Origin of the sequence: Noviherbaspirillum pedocola (genome assembly GCF_016632335.1) — a bacterium.
GTDB classification, from domain to species: Bacteria; Pseudomonadota; Gammaproteobacteria; order Burkholderiales; family Burkholderiaceae_D; genus Noviherbaspirillum_A; species Noviherbaspirillum_A pedocola.
This window is the reverse complement of record NZ_JAEPBG010000004.1, coordinates 282,252-297,618: the sequence shown is the minus strand read 5'-3', so window position 1 is coordinate 297,618 and position 15,367 is coordinate 282,252. Positions and strand designations below refer to the sequence as shown.

Below are 15,367 nucleotides of genomic sequence, written 5' to 3'. Positions count from 1 at the left end.
GGCAATCCTTCAGGCTGATAACAGGGGATAGGTGTTCCGATCGAAGAAGCTGGAGCCGGCGACATAGGCCCGAGACGGCGACATGTCAGGCGGATCTCCGGGTTCGGCGCGGCCTTCGAAAGTCAGTTCGAGCTGCACGCCGCTCGGGTCGTAGACGAACAGTTGCCACAGGCTGGTGCCGGGCACCAGGAACTCGCGCCAGTCCAGGCCATGCGCGGCGAAGCGCTCGCGATACTGCGCAAAGCCGCTGCACGACAGCGACAGATGGTCGATCGCGGCGCTGCCCTGCGGCGCCTGGCCTTCAGTGCCGAGCGCCGGGCCGCCGGCATAGATGTGCACGATCGCGCCGCCGCCGGGGTGTGGGCAGGCCAGCCATGCGCCGGGATAGCCGAAGTCGGGCCTGGGCACTTCGACCAGGCCAAGCACGTCGATGTAGAAGCGGCGCGTCGCTTCCAGGTCCGCGGTCTTGATCGCGACATGAAACAGGCCATGGATGGCGGCGCCGCTCATGCCCCTGCTCCCTGCGGCGTGACATCGCGATACAGCCGGGCGAGCTTGGCGCGGAACGGCGGCTCCATCTTTTTCAGCGCGCCTGCGACCGGATCGGCGCCTGCGAACAAGGTGTCGCTGGCTTCCAGCGAAAAATCCATCACGAAACGGATGCGCTCGGCCCGTAGCGTTTCGAAGGCGCGCAGCCACTCGCCGATATCGCGGCTGCCCGCCGCGAGCCTTGCGGCGATCAGCGCGCCGGCCACGCAGCCATCCTCGATCGCCTGGGTCGCGCCCTGCCCCAGGGTCGGCACCATGCCGTGCGCGGCGTCGCCAAGGTAGAGCAGTGGCGCGGCGCCGTCGCAGTAACTGACCGCGGTTTCCTGCAGGCGCGCCCAGTGGATTTGCTCGACATTGGCGCACAGGGTTTCGGTCAGCCAGCGCGCCTGCGCGCTCGGCGCGGCGTTCGGCGGCAGGTAATAGCGGCGCAATGCATCGGCCGACTTGTCGTGCGCGCCGATCTCGTGGTCGGGACGCAAGGGAAAGGTGCCGGCGATGTAGACATGGCCGGGAGGCACCCTGAACGCCAGCAGCCGGTGCGCGCCGTTGAACCACTGCTCGTAATCGTCGATGAGTCCGCCCGCGCTGTCCGGCACCAGCAGGCGGAAGATCGCCACGCCGACCTGGCGCATCGCCGGCGCGCCCGACAGCGCGCGACGCGTCGCGGAATAGCGGCCGTCGGCGCCAATGAGCAAGTCGATGTCGTCGAGCTGCTGGGTCTGCCCATCGGCTTCATAGCGCAGGCGGCAGCGGCCGTCAACGCCGCGCCCGATGTCGGTGATCTCCACGCCATAGCGGACCGCATCGCCGGCAGCCACGCGCAGCACCCGATACAGCTCGGACCAGCGTATGCGCACGCCATCGTTATCGGCGACTTCGGCTAGAGGCAGGGAGAACAGTTCCGTGCCATCGGTCAGCGACGTGCGCCAGGTCTTCCAGGGCCAGCTCGCGGCAGCGATGGCATCAGCCAGCGCCGGATCGCGCGCGCGCAGCAGCTTGATCGCGTTGGGCCCGATGTTCAGGCCGGTGCCGGCCTCGCTGTGATCGTCGCGCGCGACGCGCTCGAGGCAGATGACTTCCACATCGCTGCGTCCCGCCAGAAGGCGCGCGACGATGCAGCCGGCCACGCCGGCCCCGACGATGACGATGCGCAGCGGACGTGCAGCGAATGAGGAAGGGGAAGTAGCGGAAGTCATGTTCATGCGTTCTCTCTAGCGGATTGCATGCCAGGTGCGCCTGCACCGGCTTCGTGCGTCGCATGGCGGCGCCACAGCGGTTCAAACTGATGCGTCCCTTCGAGCTGGCGGCCAAGTGCGCAGAGCCAGCCGTCGGCGCCGTGACGGCCGACCAGCTGCACGCCCAGCGGCATGCCGCCCGTGCTCATGCCGACGGGCAGCGCCACGGCTGGCAGGCCGGCGGCATTGACGAAGGCGGTGAAAATCGCGTGACCGCGCGGACCGACCGGCTGGCCGGCAATGTCAGGCGGATGCGGTTCGGCCGCCTGCCACGGCTGGCTTGCCGCCGACGGCAGCAACAGGCAATCGATGTCGTGCAACACTTGCGCCAGCGTCTGGCGCAGATGGCGTATCGCCTCCAGGGCGCGCATCATGTCGACCCCGCTGCGCGCGCGGCCCTGCTCCAGCAGGACTGCCAGCGGCGGCGACAGCGCGGACTCGCGCCCTGGGAAATGCGTCGCCATCAGCCATGCCAGGCCGCTCGTGCTGAGCACGGGCCAGGCATCCTCGTTGATCGCGGTGATCGCGCGCACCAGGGCTGCGCGCTGCGCCGGCGGCAATGACACCGGCCGGTGTCCCAGGGCGGCAAGCGAGCGCAGCGCCTCCTCTGCCGCCTGCGCGCTTTCGGCATCCACTGGCGCATCACCGAGCGCATCGATCAACGCGATGCGCGCCGCGCTCACATGCGGCGCGGCCGAGAACGGCATGTCGGCAAAGACCGCCGAGCGGGCATCTTGCGACGAGGATGGCGACAAGGCGTGCATTGCAAGGATCAGGTCGTCGACGCAACGCGCGATCGGGCCGGCCACTTCGAAATCGTGCAGGAACACCGGAAAGCCGCCGCTGCGCGGCACGCGGCCCGTGCCGGGTTTCAGGCCGACGCAGCCGGTATGCGCGCACGGGCGGCGGATCGATCCGCCGCCGTCGGTGGCCAGCGCCAGCGGCGCGATGCCGGCAGCCACGGCCGCGGCCGCGCCGCCGCTGGAGCCGCCGGGCGTGAGCGCGGTATTCCAGGGGTTGCGGGTGACGCCGAACAGGGCATTGTCGGTATAGCCGTGCAGCGCCAGCTCCGGCACATTGGTCTTGCCCAGCAACACCGCTCCCGCGCCCAGCAGGCGCGCCACCGGCAGCTCGTCGCTGTCGGGGACATGGTCGGCGTACAGCCTGCTGCCAAAGGTCGAGCGCATGCCGGCGGTGGCGAGATTGTCCTTCACGGTAAAGGGAACGCCGTCCAGCGCGGACAGCGCCCTGCCCTCGCGCCAGCGCGCCTGGCTGCGCGCGGCAGCCGCGAGCGCGGCCTCGCGGTCGCAGGTGACGACAGCATTGATCGCCGGATTGACCGCATCCATGCGCGCAAGCACCGATTGCAGCGCCTGCACCGGCGACAAGTCGCCGTCGCGATAAGCCCGCGCAAGCGCGGAGGCTGACAGCATCCACGGCTCGGCTCGCATCAGTCGTCTCGTGCCGTATTGGCGATGACGGCGACCAGGCCGCCGCCGTCCGGTCCCTGGTGCTCGGCGCCGCCCGAGACGAAGATGCGGCCATCGCCGATCACGCCTGCCACCAGCCCGCCGACCGCGCCGCGCACATGGCGCTGGGCATTGATGTCGGTGTCGTCCAGCATGGTGTGGCGCGAAGCGCGCACCCGGCCCTGGCGCTGCGGCTCGCACTTGACGAACACGCCGGCAATGCGTTGCAGGCTTGCGCCATCGATCTGCGGCGACGCCTGCAGGCCAAGCTCGGCAAGCACATCCACCACGGCATGGATATCGAGCGCGTCGCGCATCGGCCGGTGCGCGATCCGATAAGGGCCGTTGCAGCGCGGACTGTTGCCCAGCACGATGACTTCATTGCCGGCGATCTCGACGCCGGAAGACACGCTGGCGCGATCCGAATGGAGATGCATGTCGCGCAGCAGCGCGGCGTCGCTCAGCACGTCATCGTCGATTTCCCCGAGCGCGAGCGCCACGCCGAGCGCGCCGGCGGCCCTGGCATAGGCCATCGCGCGGTTCGGGTCGCCGGTGACGGGCTCGACGCCGCGCGCACGCGCTTCTTCGGCGCGCGCAACCGTGATGCACGGCGTCTTGACCTGCACGAAATGCACATCGCTCGTGCGTTCGATGCCGGCATCGCGCATGGCCGCGCGCACCGCGTCGGCGACCTGGCGTGCATGGCTGGCGCGACCGATGCGCTCGGTCGGGGTGGCTTCGCTGAAGGCCAGCCCGAGCGCGAGCGCGCCGCCTTCGCCATCGTCATCGCCCGTCGCTTGATCGCGGCAGAAGACGACATAGTGCGGGCTCAGCACGCCCTCGGTGCCGCCGGACAGGATGCACGGGATGCGCGCGGCCAAGCGCGCCGGCTCGTCCCCGAGATGCCGTGCAAGCAGGTGCATCAGCGACTGGGTGAAATAGGCGCGCGTGAAATCGTTGACGCCGCCATTGCCTTCGGTCTTGCCGATGACGGCGACGATCCGTGCCGCGCAAATCGCGCCGCTGCGGATAAGGGCATCCAGGGCGGAGACGTCGCCCGGATGGGCCATGGAAAGGAGGTGGACATCGGTTCTCATGTGCCCATCTTCCGGCATGCCGAGTGCGCGCAGGTAGCGCCGAATTTCGATCGCAGCGAGCGCAAATTGTGTGCGCTCATGCGGGCAGGTCGGAATGCCGCTGAACCCGGAACAACTCGGCTTGCAAGGCTTCGGCAAACTTCATCGCCGCGATCGGCAGGCTGCGCCCGGCCCGCACCGCCAGTTGCAGCCGGCTGCCGGCCAGCGCGGCGTCGCTCAGCGGCACGCTCGCCAGCTCGCCCAGCGCGCAGTCGCGCCGCGTGCCGGCTTCGAACTGAAAGCACAGCGCGCCGCCATGGCGCGCGTAGGCCTTGATGGTTTCCACCGAACCGGACTCAAGCACCACCTGCAGCCGCAGGCGCGAGCGCGCCACATGCGCATCCAGCAGGCGCCGGCTGCCGAACGAGGCGTCGCCAAGGGCGACCGGATAGGCCTGGCAATCCGCCAGCTTGAGGCTGCCGCGCGCGGCGAGCGGATGATCGGGACGCATCATCACATGCAGCGGCTGCGCCATGTCGGCCAGCACCTCGAGTTGCGGATGCGGCGGCGGGTCATGCGCGGCCACGAGCTCGACCTCGTCGTCGAGCAGGGCCGCCACCAGGCTCTGGGTGCCGCCCACCTGCAGGCGGAATTGCACGCCCGGATGCCGGGCCTGCCAGAGCGCGACGATGCGCGGCACGATATCCGTGCCCACCGATTCGGCGCAGGCCAGCCGCACCGTGCCGCGCATCAGGCCGCGCAGCTGCTCGATATGGCTGGTGGCGGATTCCAGCTCCGCCAGGCTGCGCCGTACGAAGGAAAGCATGACTTCGCCGGCCGCTGTCAGCCGCACGCCGCGCGGCAATCTCTCGAACAGGGGCGTGCCCAGCGCCTGCTCGGCCTCGAGGATTCTGCGGTTCAGCGCCGTCGAGGCCACATGCAGCTGTTCGGCTGCCTTGCGGATCGACCCGGCGCGGGCCACCGCATCGAGATACACGTAAAGCCGCGGCGGATGCAGCATGGTCATCGCTCGTCGAAGCCGAGCATGCGCGCCAGGTTCTTGCCCGAACCTTCACTGTCGAGCTGTATGCGCTGCTCCAGCACCGCCAGGTGCGCCTGCATCGCGCGCACCGCGCCCTCGGCGTCGCGCCGCTCCAGGCAGGCAACGATGCCGGCATGTTCCTCATGCTCGCAGGAAGCATGTCCGCCGGGCTCATGCAAGGCCACGATCAGCGAGCAGCGAGACAGCAACTCGGCCAGGTAGCGCTGCAGGATGGCGTTATGGGACAGCTCGGCGACGCGCAGGTGGAAGTCGCTCGCCAGCCGCGCCCATTCGGCCTGCCTCCAGGTATGCATGACCGCATGCTCGCGTTCCAGGTGGACATGCAGCCGCGCCAGGTCCTCGTCGGTGGCGTTGCGCGCCGCCAGCCCCAGAATGGCCGCCTCCAGAGCCTGGCGCGCCTCGAAGATCTCGCGCATTTCCTGCGGCGTGGGCATGGCCACCATCGCGCCGCGGTTCGGGCGCAGCTCGACGATGTATTCATGCGCCAGTCGCTGCAGCGCCTTCTGCACGGTGGTCCGCCCGACATGGAACAGCTCGCACAGCGCCGCTTCCGGCAGCTTCGTTCCGGGCAACAGGCGCTGGCTCATCACGCTGTCGAAGATGGTCTGGTAAACCCGCTGCGCGGCAGCGTCCGCGCTTTCGGTGGACGCAGGTTCGGCATCAGGGGCGGCTACGAGCCTGGGGTGTCTTTTCATCGTCTTGTCATCGCCGGTTCATCCGGACACCGGGAATCCGGCTGCATCGTTTGCTGGGGCGCCAGGGAAGTCATGCGGCGCCTTTCATCAGGACGCGATGCGCGGTGTCGCTGCCGGCTTCCGCAAGACCGAGCGCATCGACATGATCGCAAACGGCTCCCGGCGTGGTGAACCAGATGTCGCCGCGGTCGCGCGCGCGGCACACATGCTCGAGCGCGCGCCGCAGATGGCGCAGGCGATAGGGCTGGCCGACCAGGTAGGGATGCAGCGCGATTCCCATCACCAGCGGTTCGCGACGGGACTGCTCCAGCATTTCATCGAAGTGGTCCGTGATCATCGCGGCGAAGTCCCGTCCATCCATTTGCCGGGCGATGATCATCGGGATGTCGTTGATTTCCTGCGGATACGGAATCGACCAGAGGGTCTTGCCGCTGCGGGTGCGCATGCGTATCGGCTGATCGTCGTGGGCCCAGTTCAGCGTATATCGATAGCCGGTCTCGGCAAGGAGATCGGGTGTGACCCGGCTCTCCGAGATCCATGGCGACAGCCATCCGGCCGGCGCCTTGCCGCTCGACGCGCGCATGCGCTCGCGGCAATGCTCGAGCAACAGACGCTCATCGGGCTCGGGCAGCGTGCCCTGCTGCATCGCATTGGTATGCCCGTGGCCGATGAGCTCGTCGCCGCGCCGCACGCAGGCCTCGAGCAGCTCGGGGCAGTGATCGTAGAGCGCGGTGTTGGCCAGCACGCCGGCAGGCAGGCCGAGCGCATCGAACATCTCGAGGCAGCGCCAGGCGCCAACGCGATTGCCGTATTCGCGCCAGGAGTAATTCAGCACATCCGGTTCCGGGCACGCCGGGCCCAGCCTGGCGCCCATGCCTTCGCCGAAAGCGAAGTGCTCGATATTGAAGCCGATGTAGACAGCCAGCCCGGCGCCGTTGGGCCAGCGGTAGCGCGGCCGCGCGCCGATCGCGGAATAGGGAAAGCGGTCGTGCGTGGGAAGCGGTCCGAAGTCGTTGTTCTTCATGCTTGAAGGTCCAGGTCCATGTTCAAAGAGGGTGCGTCGTGCATCGTTTTCTTGCATGAGCGCGCACTGCCGGCGGGCATCGCAGCGGAACGTTGAATGCGATTGCTGCGAATCGCTCCGTCTGATTGCCGGCAAAGCAGCCTGTTTTCTGTTGCGATGGCATGGGCTTTGCATAAGTCGTGCCGGGAAAGCCAACCCGTTGCAACGTTTCAAGGGGAACCACCATGAACTGCTTTGCCCGGCGCGCCGATGTGCCGCCTCATGAAGTGCAAGCGAGGAGCTGATTCATGCTGTTATCGGCCCTCATCAGCGGTTTCAGCCTGGGAAGCATGTATGGCCTGATGGCCCTCGGCTTCTACATCACCTATGCGGTTTCCGGCACCGTCAATTTCGCGCAGGGCAGCTCCATGATGCTTGGCGCGGTGCTCTGCTACAGCTTTGCGCAAACGCTGGGATGGCCGATGTGGCTGGCGATCCCGATCGCGTTGGCGCTGTGCGCGGCATATGGGGCGCTGGTCGAGGCGCTGGCGGTGCGTCCCTTCGCCAGCCGCGGCTCGAATGCCTGGCTGATCGCCACCGTGGCGCTGGGCATCGTGCTGGACAACCTGGTGCTGCACACCTTCGGCAAGGAGCCGCGCAGCCTGCCCTCGCCGCTGGCGAATACGCCTGTCGATATCGGCGGACTCGGCCTGGGCATCTATCCCCTGCATCTGCTGATCCCGCTGCTCGGCCTGGCGCTGGCCGCTCTTCTGAGCACGGTGGCGCGCCGCACCCGCTGGGGCGTCGCGATGCTGGCCGTGGTGCAGAACCGCGCGGCCGCGCAATTGATGGGCATACCGATCAGGCGCGTCGTCACCGCGGCGTTCGCGCTGTCGACGCTGCTGGCGGGCGTGGCCGGCGTGCTGATCGCGCCGCTGTTCAATGTGAATGCCGACATGGGCACGCTGTTCGGCCTCAAGGCGTTTTCAGCGGCGATCCTCGGCGGCATCGGCAGCGCATGGGGCGTGATGCTGGCCGGACTGCTGTTCGGCATCGTCGAGGCGCTGGTGACGGCTACGCTGGGTTCCGGCTACACCCAGATCATCAGCTTTGCGCTGGTGATCGTCATGCTTGCGCTGCGTCCCAACGGCCTGTTCGGCAGAAAAGAGGTGAAAAAGGTATGAAGCCCTCGTCCATCCTGCTTGCCGCACGCGACACGCGCGCCGATACCCGGGCGCCCAGGGGGCGGCTGCTCGGCCTGGGCACGCCGGCCGAGCTCGTGCTCTGGGCGATCGCCTTCGCCGCCGCCTTCGGACTGGCGCTCACGCTGAACAGCTACTACGTCTTCGTGCTGGCCAACGTCATGCTGACCGCCATCGTCGGCATTGGCCTGAACGTGCTGTTCGGCCTTACCGGCCAGGTTTCGTTCGGGCATGTCGGCTTCTACGCGGTGGGCGCGTATGTGGTCGCGATACTTGAGGCCACGCTGGGCTGGAGCTTCTGGCTGGCCTGGCCGATCGCGGCCCTGGTGGCGGGTGCGCTGGGCATGCTGCTTGCGCTGCCGGCGCTGCGGGTCAAGGGCCCTTACCTGGCGATGATCACCATCGCGTTCAGCTTCATCGTGCAGCACGCGATCATCGAGATGCGCAGCGTGACCGGCGGACAGAACGGCATCATGGGCATACCGGCGCCTTCCTTCGGCGGCCTGTCCACCGAACAGGGCATCGCGCTGCTGGCGGTGGCTGCCGTGATGGTGCTCGTCGCCGGGTTCACGCGCTTGTCCCGCGGCACCTGGGGCGCGGCCATGCGCGCGGTGATGGACAGCGAAACCGCATCCGAGTCGATCGGCCTCAATCCGCTGGTGATCAAGACCACTGCCTTCGCGGTATCGGCCTTGCTCGCCGGCCTGGCGGGCGGACTGTTCGCGCCGCTGTCGGGCTTCGTGACGCCGGACAGTTTCGGCTTCATGCAATCCATACTCTTCGTGCTGGTCGTCGTGATAGGCGGCGCCGGCACGGTCGCGGGACCGCTGGCGGGCGCCGTCATCGTCGGCATCCTGCCCGAACTGCTGGCCGGACTCGCGCAGTACCGGCTGCTGGTATTCGGCGCGCTGCTGCTGGTCGTGCTGTGGATTGCGCCGCAAGGCATCGTCGGCGCGCTGCACCGTCGCCTGCGCCGTCATGCGCAGGCGGGGGCGCGACCCGGCGACACGCTGAACATGGCGAACCCGGAAGCGGTTCTTGCGCCGCGCCAGCGTCGCGCATTGCGCGCCGAATCGCTCAGCATGGTGTTCGGCGGCGTGCGGGCGGCCAGCGAGGTCAGCTTCGCCATGCGACCCGCCGCCGTCAATGGGCTGATCGGGCCCAATGGCGCGGGCAAGACTACCGTTCTCAACATGCTCAGCGGCTATTACCAGCCCAGCGGCGGCGGCTTTCATCTCGGCGATGAAGCGCTGCAGGGAAGGAGCGCGGTCGACATCGCGCGGCGCGGCATTGCCCGTACCTACCAGACCTCCGAGCTGTTCAGCAGCCTGAGCGTGGAAGACAACGTCGCGCTGGCAATGTGCCGAGGCCGCCTAGGACATCTGCTCGATGCCGTGCGCTTTCACGCGCCGCACGTGCGCGCACGCAGCCGCGCGCTGCTGCAGTTCTGCGGCTATCGCGGCGCGCCGGATTTGCCGGCGGCAGATCTGGCCCATGTCGACAAGCGCCTGGTGGAAATCGCGCGCGCGCTGGCCACCGATCCCGACGTGCTGCTGCTCGACGAACCCGCGGCGGGCCTGTCGGCCGAAGACAAGCGCAGCCTGTCCGCGCTATTGCGCCGCGTCGCGGCCGCGGGCGTCAGCGTGGTGGTGGTCGAACACGATATGCCGCTGGTCATGGAAGTCTGCGAGCACATCGTGGTGCTCGACGCCGGCCAGCGCCTGGCTGCGGGGAGCCCGTCCGAGATACAGAACGATGCATCGGTGCGCCAGGCTTATCTCGGCGATCCGGCTATGGGCGTCGGCGCGCTGCGCTCGCGAACGGGCACGGCCGCGATCGGCAGGGAATTGCTGGGCGTGGGCAAGCTGGTCACCGGCTACGGTGCCGCTCCGGTGCTCGAGGAAGTCAGCCTGCAGGTCAGGCAGGGCGAACTGGTGGCGCTGCTGGGAGCCAATGGCGCGGGCAAATCGACATTGATGCGCTCGCTCGCCGGGCTGCACCGCCCGGTCAAGGGCGGTATGCATTTCGATGGCGCGGATATCTCCGGCCTCTCGCCGGATGCCATCGTCGCGCGCGGCCTGGTGCTGGTGCCCGAAGGCCGGCAGGTGTTCAAGGAGTTGTCGGTGCTCGACAACCTGCGCCTCGGCGCCTTCCTGTACCCGCAGGACAGGGAAAGCCGGGTCGAGGAAATGCTGGAGCGCTTTCCACGCCTGCGCGAAAGACTGCACCAGCGTGCCGGGCTGCTGTCCGGCGGCGAACAGCAAATGCTCGCGGTGGCGCGCGGCCTGATGTCGCGCCCGAAGGCGATGCTGCTCGACGAACCCTCGCTCGGCCTGGCGCCCAAGGTGATCGCCGAACTGTTTGCCGCGCTGGACCGCCTGCGTGCGGAGAACATGACGATCCTGCTGGTCGACCAGATGGCTGCCCTGGCGCTGGCGCTCGCCGACCGTGCCTATGTGCTTGAAGGCGGCCGCGTCGCGGCGCAGGGAACGGCGATGGAAATCGCCGCGAACAACCGGCTTGCCGAGGCCTATCTTGGCGGCCACTGAACTCCATGCTCCGGCACTGTCGTTTCCGGTGCGGTGCATGTGCATGCCTGCACGATTCTGTCGCGATGCCATGGCGCTCCCATGAAGCGACGGCAGTCCCTTTTTTCCTTTCCACTTGCCCGAGGAGTCATCATGAGCTTTCTACCGCGTCGCACCTTCATCGCTTCCTGCGCGGCTCTCGTCGCCACCGCCGTGCTGCCGGCCGCGCATGCCGCCGAACCGATCCGTATCGGCCTCGTCACTGCCCTGTCGGGGCAATCCGCCCAGGGCGGCGAAGCGATCGCGCGCGGATTGGCCGTGGCGATCGATGACATCAATGCCAGCGGCGGCCTCCTGGGCGGACGCAAGCTCGAGCTGGTGAGCCGCGATGACGAGAGCAATCCGGCCAAGGGAGTGATCGCCGCGCGCGAACTCATCTACAAGGAAAAGGTCGCGGTCGTCTTCGGCGGCCTGGATACGCCGGTATCGATGGCGATCGTCCCGTTGATGAATCAGGCCAAGACCCCGTTCATGGGGCCATGGGCCGCAGGCACCGGCATCACCAGGAACGGCGCCAACCCGAACTACGCGTTCCGCGTGTCGGCGGTGGACGAGCTGGTGGACAAGGCGATGGTGCAATACGCGCAAAAGAACTTTCATGCGTCCAAAGCCGGTCTGATCCTGGTGAACAATCCGTGGGGCGAGTCGAATGAGAAAGGCTTGACCGCCGCGCTTGCCGAAAAGGGCATGAAGCCCGCGGGCATCGAGAAGTTCGAAGGCAGCGACGTCGATGTGGTGCCGCAGCTGACCCGGCTGAAGGCCGCCGGCGCGGATACCTTGTACCTCGTCGGCAATGTCGGACCTGCGGCGCAGGTGGTGAAGTCCCTGGACCGCATGGGCTGGAAGGTGCCGGTCGTATCGCACTGGGGCCCGGCCACCGGGCGTTTCACCGAGCTCGCGGGCCCGAGCGCGAAGAACGTCCACTTCGTGCAGACCTACAGTTTCTTCGGCAAGCAGTCGCCGCAGGGCGAAAAGCTGCTCGCGGAACTGAAGGCAAAGTATCCCGCCATCAAGGGTCCGGACGACATCCCGGCCGCGATCGGCGTGGCAAACGCCTATGACGGCATGCATCTGGTGGCCAAGGCCATCGCCGCAAAGGGCTCGGCCGAGCATGAGGCGATCCGCGAAGGCCTGGACAACATCGATCGGTATGAAGGCGTGATCAAGACCTATGTGAAGCCGTTCAACGCGTCCAACCATGACGCGCTCAACGAGAACGACTATGTGTGGGCCCAGTTCATCGACAACCGCATCCTTCCGGTCGGGATGACGAAATAGGCAAGTCATCGACCATGGCACTGGTGCCGGACGGCGTCGTAGCACAGAGAGGACAAGCATGAGGACATTCACGAACTCCCGCGTCCTGGTCATCGGCGGCAGCTCCGGCATCGGGCTTGCGACCGCGCGTGCGGCCGCGGACGCCGGCGCCTGCGTGACGGTCGCCGCGCGCTCCCCGGACAAGCTCGACGCAGCGGTACGCGCGCTCGGACCACGAGCCCTGGGCGCGCGGCTCGACATCACTGACGTCCACGCGGTGCAGGACTATTTCCGTGCATGCGGCGCCTGGGACCATGTCGTGGTCACCGCAGCGGCGACGAAGAGCGGGACCATCCGCGAACTCGATATCGAGGATGCGTACGCAGCGATGGACAGCAAGTTTTGGGGCGCCTATCACGTTGCCCGCGCCTGCAGCATCGGGCCGGGCGGCTCGCTGACGCTGGTGTCCGGCGTCTTCAGCCGCAGGCCGAGCAGGAACGCCGTGCTCCAGGGAGCGATCAATGCCGCGCTGGAAGGACTCGCGCGCGGGCTTGCGCTGGAACTGGCGCCGGTGCGGGTCAACGTGGTGTCGCCGAGCGTGACCGATACGCCGCTGTGGAACAAGCTCGATGAGGCGGCGCGCGCGGCGAAGTATGCCGATGCGGCGGCACGGTTTCCCGCCGGCCGGATCGGACAGCCGGAAGACATCGCGGCCGCCATCCTGTATGCGGCCGCCAATCCTTACTCGACCGGCGCGACGATATGCGTCGACGGCGGCGATGCGCTCGTCTAGCGATGCGCACTCGCAGGCCTGCCGTAGCAGCGCGGCCGACTTTCTTTCCTTGCCATGAACATACGGACGGTTCAACCATGAAACTGCTACAGGTACCAGTGATCGACATCTCCGCCTTTTCTGCGGGGACCGCCGAGGAGAAACAGCACATTGCCCGGCAAGTGGACCAGGCCTGCCGGGATATCGGCTTCCTGGTGATCTCCGGGCACGGCGTGTCGCCGGAGCGCATCGCCGACATGCGCAGGGTGTCGCGCGCCTTCTTCGATCTGCCGCACGCGGAAAAGGCGCGCGTCGCCAGGCCGGCCCCCGATGTGACACGGGGATATATCGGCATGGAAGAGGAATCGGTGGGCCGCCTGCGCGATGCCAATGCGAAGGCGGGCGACCTGAATGAAAGCCTGATGATAGGCCCGGTCGACCTGCCGCCGGCAGCCTATGCCTTCGCACCGGAAGCGGGCAAGCACTTCGCGCCGAATCTCTGGCCGGAGCAGCCCGCCGAACTGCGGGAGGTGTGGTCCGCGTATTACCGGGAGATGGGCAAGCTCGCGCAGACCCTGATGCGGATCTTCGCGCTTGGACTGGGCCTGGAAGAGACCTTCTTCGATGACAAGATCGACAGGCACATCAGCCGGCTGCGGGTGCGGAACTATCCGGCACAGATCGCGCAGCCCGTGCCCGGACAGATCCGCGCCGGCGCGCATTCCGATTACGGCAGCCTGACCATACTTGCCGCAGAAGATCGGCCGGGCGGCCTGCAGGTGTGCAATGCGGAAGGCGTATGGGTCGACGTGCCGATCGTGCCGGACTGCTACATCATCAACATCGGCGACCTGATGGCACGCTGGACCAACGATACCTGGGTATCGACGCTGCACCGGGTAGTCAATCCGCCCGCCGGCTCCGGTGAAGACAGCCGGCGCCAGTCACTGGTGTTCTTCCACAACCCGAACTACGACGCCGAGATCAGTTGCATACCGACATGCCGCGCGGAAGGTGAAGTACCCAGGTACCAGCCGATCACCTCGGGCGAATACCTGCGCAATGCATTCGTGACGACGCAGAACTGAACGCAGCGGGCCGCGGCGCCGAAGCGCAAGGCATGCCGTGACCATCCCTGACTGCGGCGCTTCCTCTCCGGCGCCGCTGGCCTGCAGACCCCTCTCCTCTCCCCGCAGCAATGAAGCGCCGATGGCATGCGCATGCCGGACGCAATGCGTCGGCGCTTGCCATTGGCTTCATGGTTTGCAACCAGGATGGCTGATCAATCCGGCTCGCCGCCTCCCGGACCTTGCACTGTCTCCGCGCACTGCGCGCACCTCGGAATGGCGCATGGTCCGCAAATGCCCGCGCGCAGGCGCAGCCGTGAGGCGTTTGCGCAGCATGTGCGGTCCGGGGCGGCACGTATCGCGCATTTCGTCTTGGCATAGGTCTTGCACTTCCTTCGATGCATGCGCTTGGCATGCCTTCTCACAGGGAGCTGTCCGTAATGAACCAGGCCTACGAGTCCTTTAATCCGAAGCGCGCCGCCAACCAGCACTGCGCCCGTTCATCTCTCAAGCGATTGCAGCAATGCGCCATCGGCATGTTTGTCGCGGCGGGCTTCGCCAGTCCGGCCTTCGCCGCCAATGATGCGCCAGCCGTATCCGCGGCCTGCTCCGCGCTGCAAGCGAAATACCCGGAGCTCAAAGGCAAGACATTGATCAATGCGATCAATCCGCATACGCCGGGTTATGAATCCGCCGATCCCAAGGATCCGTCGAAGTACATCGGATTCGATATCGAGCTCGGTGAACAGATGGGACGCTGCCTCGGCTTTGCCGTGAACTACAAGCCCGTCACCTTCGCCGCACTGATTCCGACGCTGCAAAGTGGTCAGGCCGATTTCGTGATCTCCGATATCTATGCCACCGAAGACCGCGCAAAAGCCGTCGATTTCATCACCTACTCGAAGGTGTCCGACGGCGTGCTCGTTGCCAAGGGCAATCCGAAGAACATCACCGGCATCAATCTCTCCCTGTGCGGCGCGACCGCGGCCGAGAACACCGGTTTCGTCGAGGTGCCGCTGATCGAGAAGCTGGCGGATACCTGCAAGGCCGCGGGCAAGCCGGCGCCGACGGTGCAGCTGTATGACAACAACGCCAACTGCATCCAGGCCATCCTGGCCGGCCGCGCCGACACCTATATCAATGACATCAATACGGTCGACCAGGCGGTCAAGGCCTATCCCGACAAGCTCAGCAAGGCTGTCGCGGTCACGCTGCCGTATTACATCGGCATAGGCATCCCGCAGAACAAGCCGCGCTTCCGCGATGCCATGGTCGCCGCGCTGACCGAGATCCAGAACACCGGCGCGGAAGCGGCGCTGCTGAAGAAGTGGGGACTCGACGAAGGCGCGCAGGAAGCGCCGCGCATCATCTCGACCACCGGCAAGTAAGCT

13 protein-coding genes are annotated in these 15,367 nt (G+C 67.0%); 6 read left to right on the top strand and 7 right to left on the bottom strand.

What is annotated here, in order from left to right:
- Positions 1-9: 9 nt before the first annotated feature.
- The 7 genes from JJB74_RS12260 to JJB74_RS12230 form a co-directional block, all read right to left on the bottom strand.
- Positions 10-510, bottom strand: coding sequence for a VOC family protein (locus tag JJB74_RS12260; protein ID WP_200592150.1), 501 nt, complete (start codon positions 508-510; stop codon positions 10-12).
- A complete protein-coding gene (locus tag JJB74_RS12255) occupies positions 507-1,751 on the bottom strand; it encodes an FAD-dependent monooxygenase (protein WP_234484132.1) in 1,245 nt (414 codons plus the stop codon). Before JJB74_RS12255 ends, JJB74_RS12260 begins: the two co-directional genes overlap by 4 nt.
- A complete protein-coding gene (locus JJB74_RS12250; RefSeq protein ID WP_200592149.1) occupies positions 1,748-3,235 on the bottom strand; it encodes an amidase in 1,488 nt (495 codons plus the stop codon). Before JJB74_RS12250 ends, JJB74_RS12255 begins: the two co-directional genes overlap by 4 nt.
- Positions 3,235-4,350, bottom strand: a complete 1,116-nt coding sequence (gene atzD, locus JJB74_RS12245; protein ID WP_234484131.1) for a cyanuric acid amidohydrolase — start codon at positions 4,348-4,350, stop codon at positions 3,235-3,237. The genes JJB74_RS12250 and atzD overlap by 1 nt, the downstream gene beginning before the upstream one ends.
- 76 nt (positions 4,351-4,426) lie before the next feature.
- Positions 4,427-5,350, bottom strand: a complete 924-nt coding sequence (locus tag JJB74_RS12240) for a LysR family transcriptional regulator (RefSeq protein ID WP_200592147.1) — start codon at positions 5,348-5,350, stop codon at positions 4,427-4,429.
- A 2-nt stretch (positions 5,351-5,352) separates the two neighbouring features.
- Positions 5,353-6,087, bottom strand: coding sequence for a GntR family transcriptional regulator (locus tag JJB74_RS12235; RefSeq protein WP_200592146.1), 735 nt, complete (start codon positions 6,085-6,087; stop codon positions 5,353-5,355).
- Positions 6,088-6,157: 70 nt separating this feature from the next.
- Positions 6,158-7,111, bottom strand: a complete 954-nt coding sequence (locus JJB74_RS12230) for a polysaccharide deacetylase family protein (RefSeq protein ID WP_200592145.1) — start codon at positions 7,109-7,111, stop codon at positions 6,158-6,160.
- A 287-nt stretch (positions 7,112-7,398) separates the two neighbouring features.
- On the opposite strand from JJB74_RS12230, the gene JJB74_RS12225 reads away from it, so the two are divergent.
- The 6 genes from JJB74_RS12225 to JJB74_RS12200 all read left to right on the top strand — a co-directional run bounded on the left by JJB74_RS12225 (position 7,399) and on the right by JJB74_RS12200 (position 15,364).
- Positions 7,399-8,274, top strand: coding sequence for a branched-chain amino acid ABC transporter permease (locus JJB74_RS12225; protein WP_200592144.1), 876 nt, complete (start codon positions 7,399-7,401; stop codon positions 8,272-8,274).
- Positions 8,271-10,841: a branched-chain amino acid ABC transporter ATP-binding protein/permease gene (locus tag JJB74_RS12220; protein ID WP_200592143.1), complete on the top strand. Its 2,571-nt coding sequence runs from the start codon at positions 8,271-8,273 to the stop codon at positions 10,839-10,841. The genes JJB74_RS12225 and JJB74_RS12220 overlap by 4 nt, the downstream gene beginning before the upstream one ends.
- 132 nt (positions 10,842-10,973) lie before the next feature.
- Entirely contained in the window at positions 10,974-12,158 is a 1,185-nt protein-coding gene (locus tag JJB74_RS12215) for an ABC transporter substrate-binding protein (protein ID WP_200592142.1), read from the top strand.
- A 58-nt stretch (positions 12,159-12,216) separates the two neighbouring features.
- Positions 12,217-12,930, top strand: coding sequence for an SDR family oxidoreductase (locus JJB74_RS12210; protein WP_200592141.1), 714 nt, complete (start codon positions 12,217-12,219; stop codon positions 12,928-12,930).
- A 77-nt stretch (positions 12,931-13,007) separates the two neighbouring features.
- The gene (locus JJB74_RS12205) at positions 13,008-13,997 is read left to right on the top strand and encodes an isopenicillin N synthase family dioxygenase (protein WP_200592140.1); all 990 of its coding nucleotides are present in this window, start codon (positions 13,008-13,010) and stop codon (positions 13,995-13,997) included.
- A gap of 419 nt (positions 13,998-14,416) precedes the next feature.
- Positions 14,417-15,364, top strand: a complete 948-nt coding sequence (locus JJB74_RS12200) for an ABC transporter substrate-binding protein (protein WP_234484130.1) — start codon at positions 14,417-14,419, stop codon at positions 15,362-15,364.
- The last annotated feature ends 3 nt before the right edge of the window (positions 15,365-15,367 follow it).

Excerpts from the sequence above, each read along its gene's own strand:
- JJB74_RS12260 (WP_200592150.1), bottom strand. The coding sequence starts at position 510 with ATGAGCGGCGCCGCCATCCATGGCCTGTTTCATGTCGCGATCAAGACC.
- JJB74_RS12255 (WP_234484132.1), bottom strand. The coding sequence starts at position 1,751 with ATGAACATGACTTCCGCTACTTCCCCTTCCTCATTCGCTGCACGTCCG.
- JJB74_RS12250 (WP_200592149.1), bottom strand. The coding sequence starts at position 3,235 with ATGCGAGCCGAGCCGTGGATGCTGTCAGCCTCCGCGCTTGCGCGGGCT.
- atzD (WP_234484131.1), bottom strand. The coding sequence starts at position 4,350 with ATGAGAACCGATGTCCACCTCCTTTCCATGGCCCATCCGGGCGACGTC.
- JJB74_RS12240 (WP_200592147.1), bottom strand. The coding sequence starts at position 5,350 with ATGCTGCATCCGCCGCGGCTTTACGTGTATCTCGATGCGGTGGCCCGC.
- JJB74_RS12235 (WP_200592146.1), bottom strand. The coding sequence starts at position 6,087 with ATGAAAAGACACCCCAGGCTCGTAGCCGCCCCTGATGCCGAACCTGCG.
- JJB74_RS12230 (WP_200592145.1), bottom strand. The coding sequence starts at position 7,111 with ATGAAGAACAACGACTTCGGACCGCTTCCCACGCACGACCGCTTTCCC.
- JJB74_RS12225 (WP_200592144.1), top strand. The coding sequence starts at position 7,399 with ATGCTGTTATCGGCCCTCATCAGCGGTTTCAGCCTGGGAAGCATGTAT.
- JJB74_RS12220 (WP_200592143.1), top strand. The coding sequence starts at position 8,271 with ATGAAGCCCTCGTCCATCCTGCTTGCCGCACGCGACACGCGCGCCGAT.
- JJB74_RS12215 (WP_200592142.1), top strand. The coding sequence starts at position 10,974 with ATGAGCTTTCTACCGCGTCGCACCTTCATCGCTTCCTGCGCGGCTCTC.
- JJB74_RS12210 (WP_200592141.1), top strand. The coding sequence starts at position 12,217 with ATGAGGACATTCACGAACTCCCGCGTCCTGGTCATCGGCGGCAGCTCC.
- JJB74_RS12205 (WP_200592140.1), top strand. The coding sequence starts at position 13,008 with ATGAAACTGCTACAGGTACCAGTGATCGACATCTCCGCCTTTTCTGCG.
- JJB74_RS12200 (WP_234484130.1), top strand. The coding sequence starts at position 14,417 with ATGAACCAGGCCTACGAGTCCTTTAATCCGAAGCGCGCCGCCAACCAG.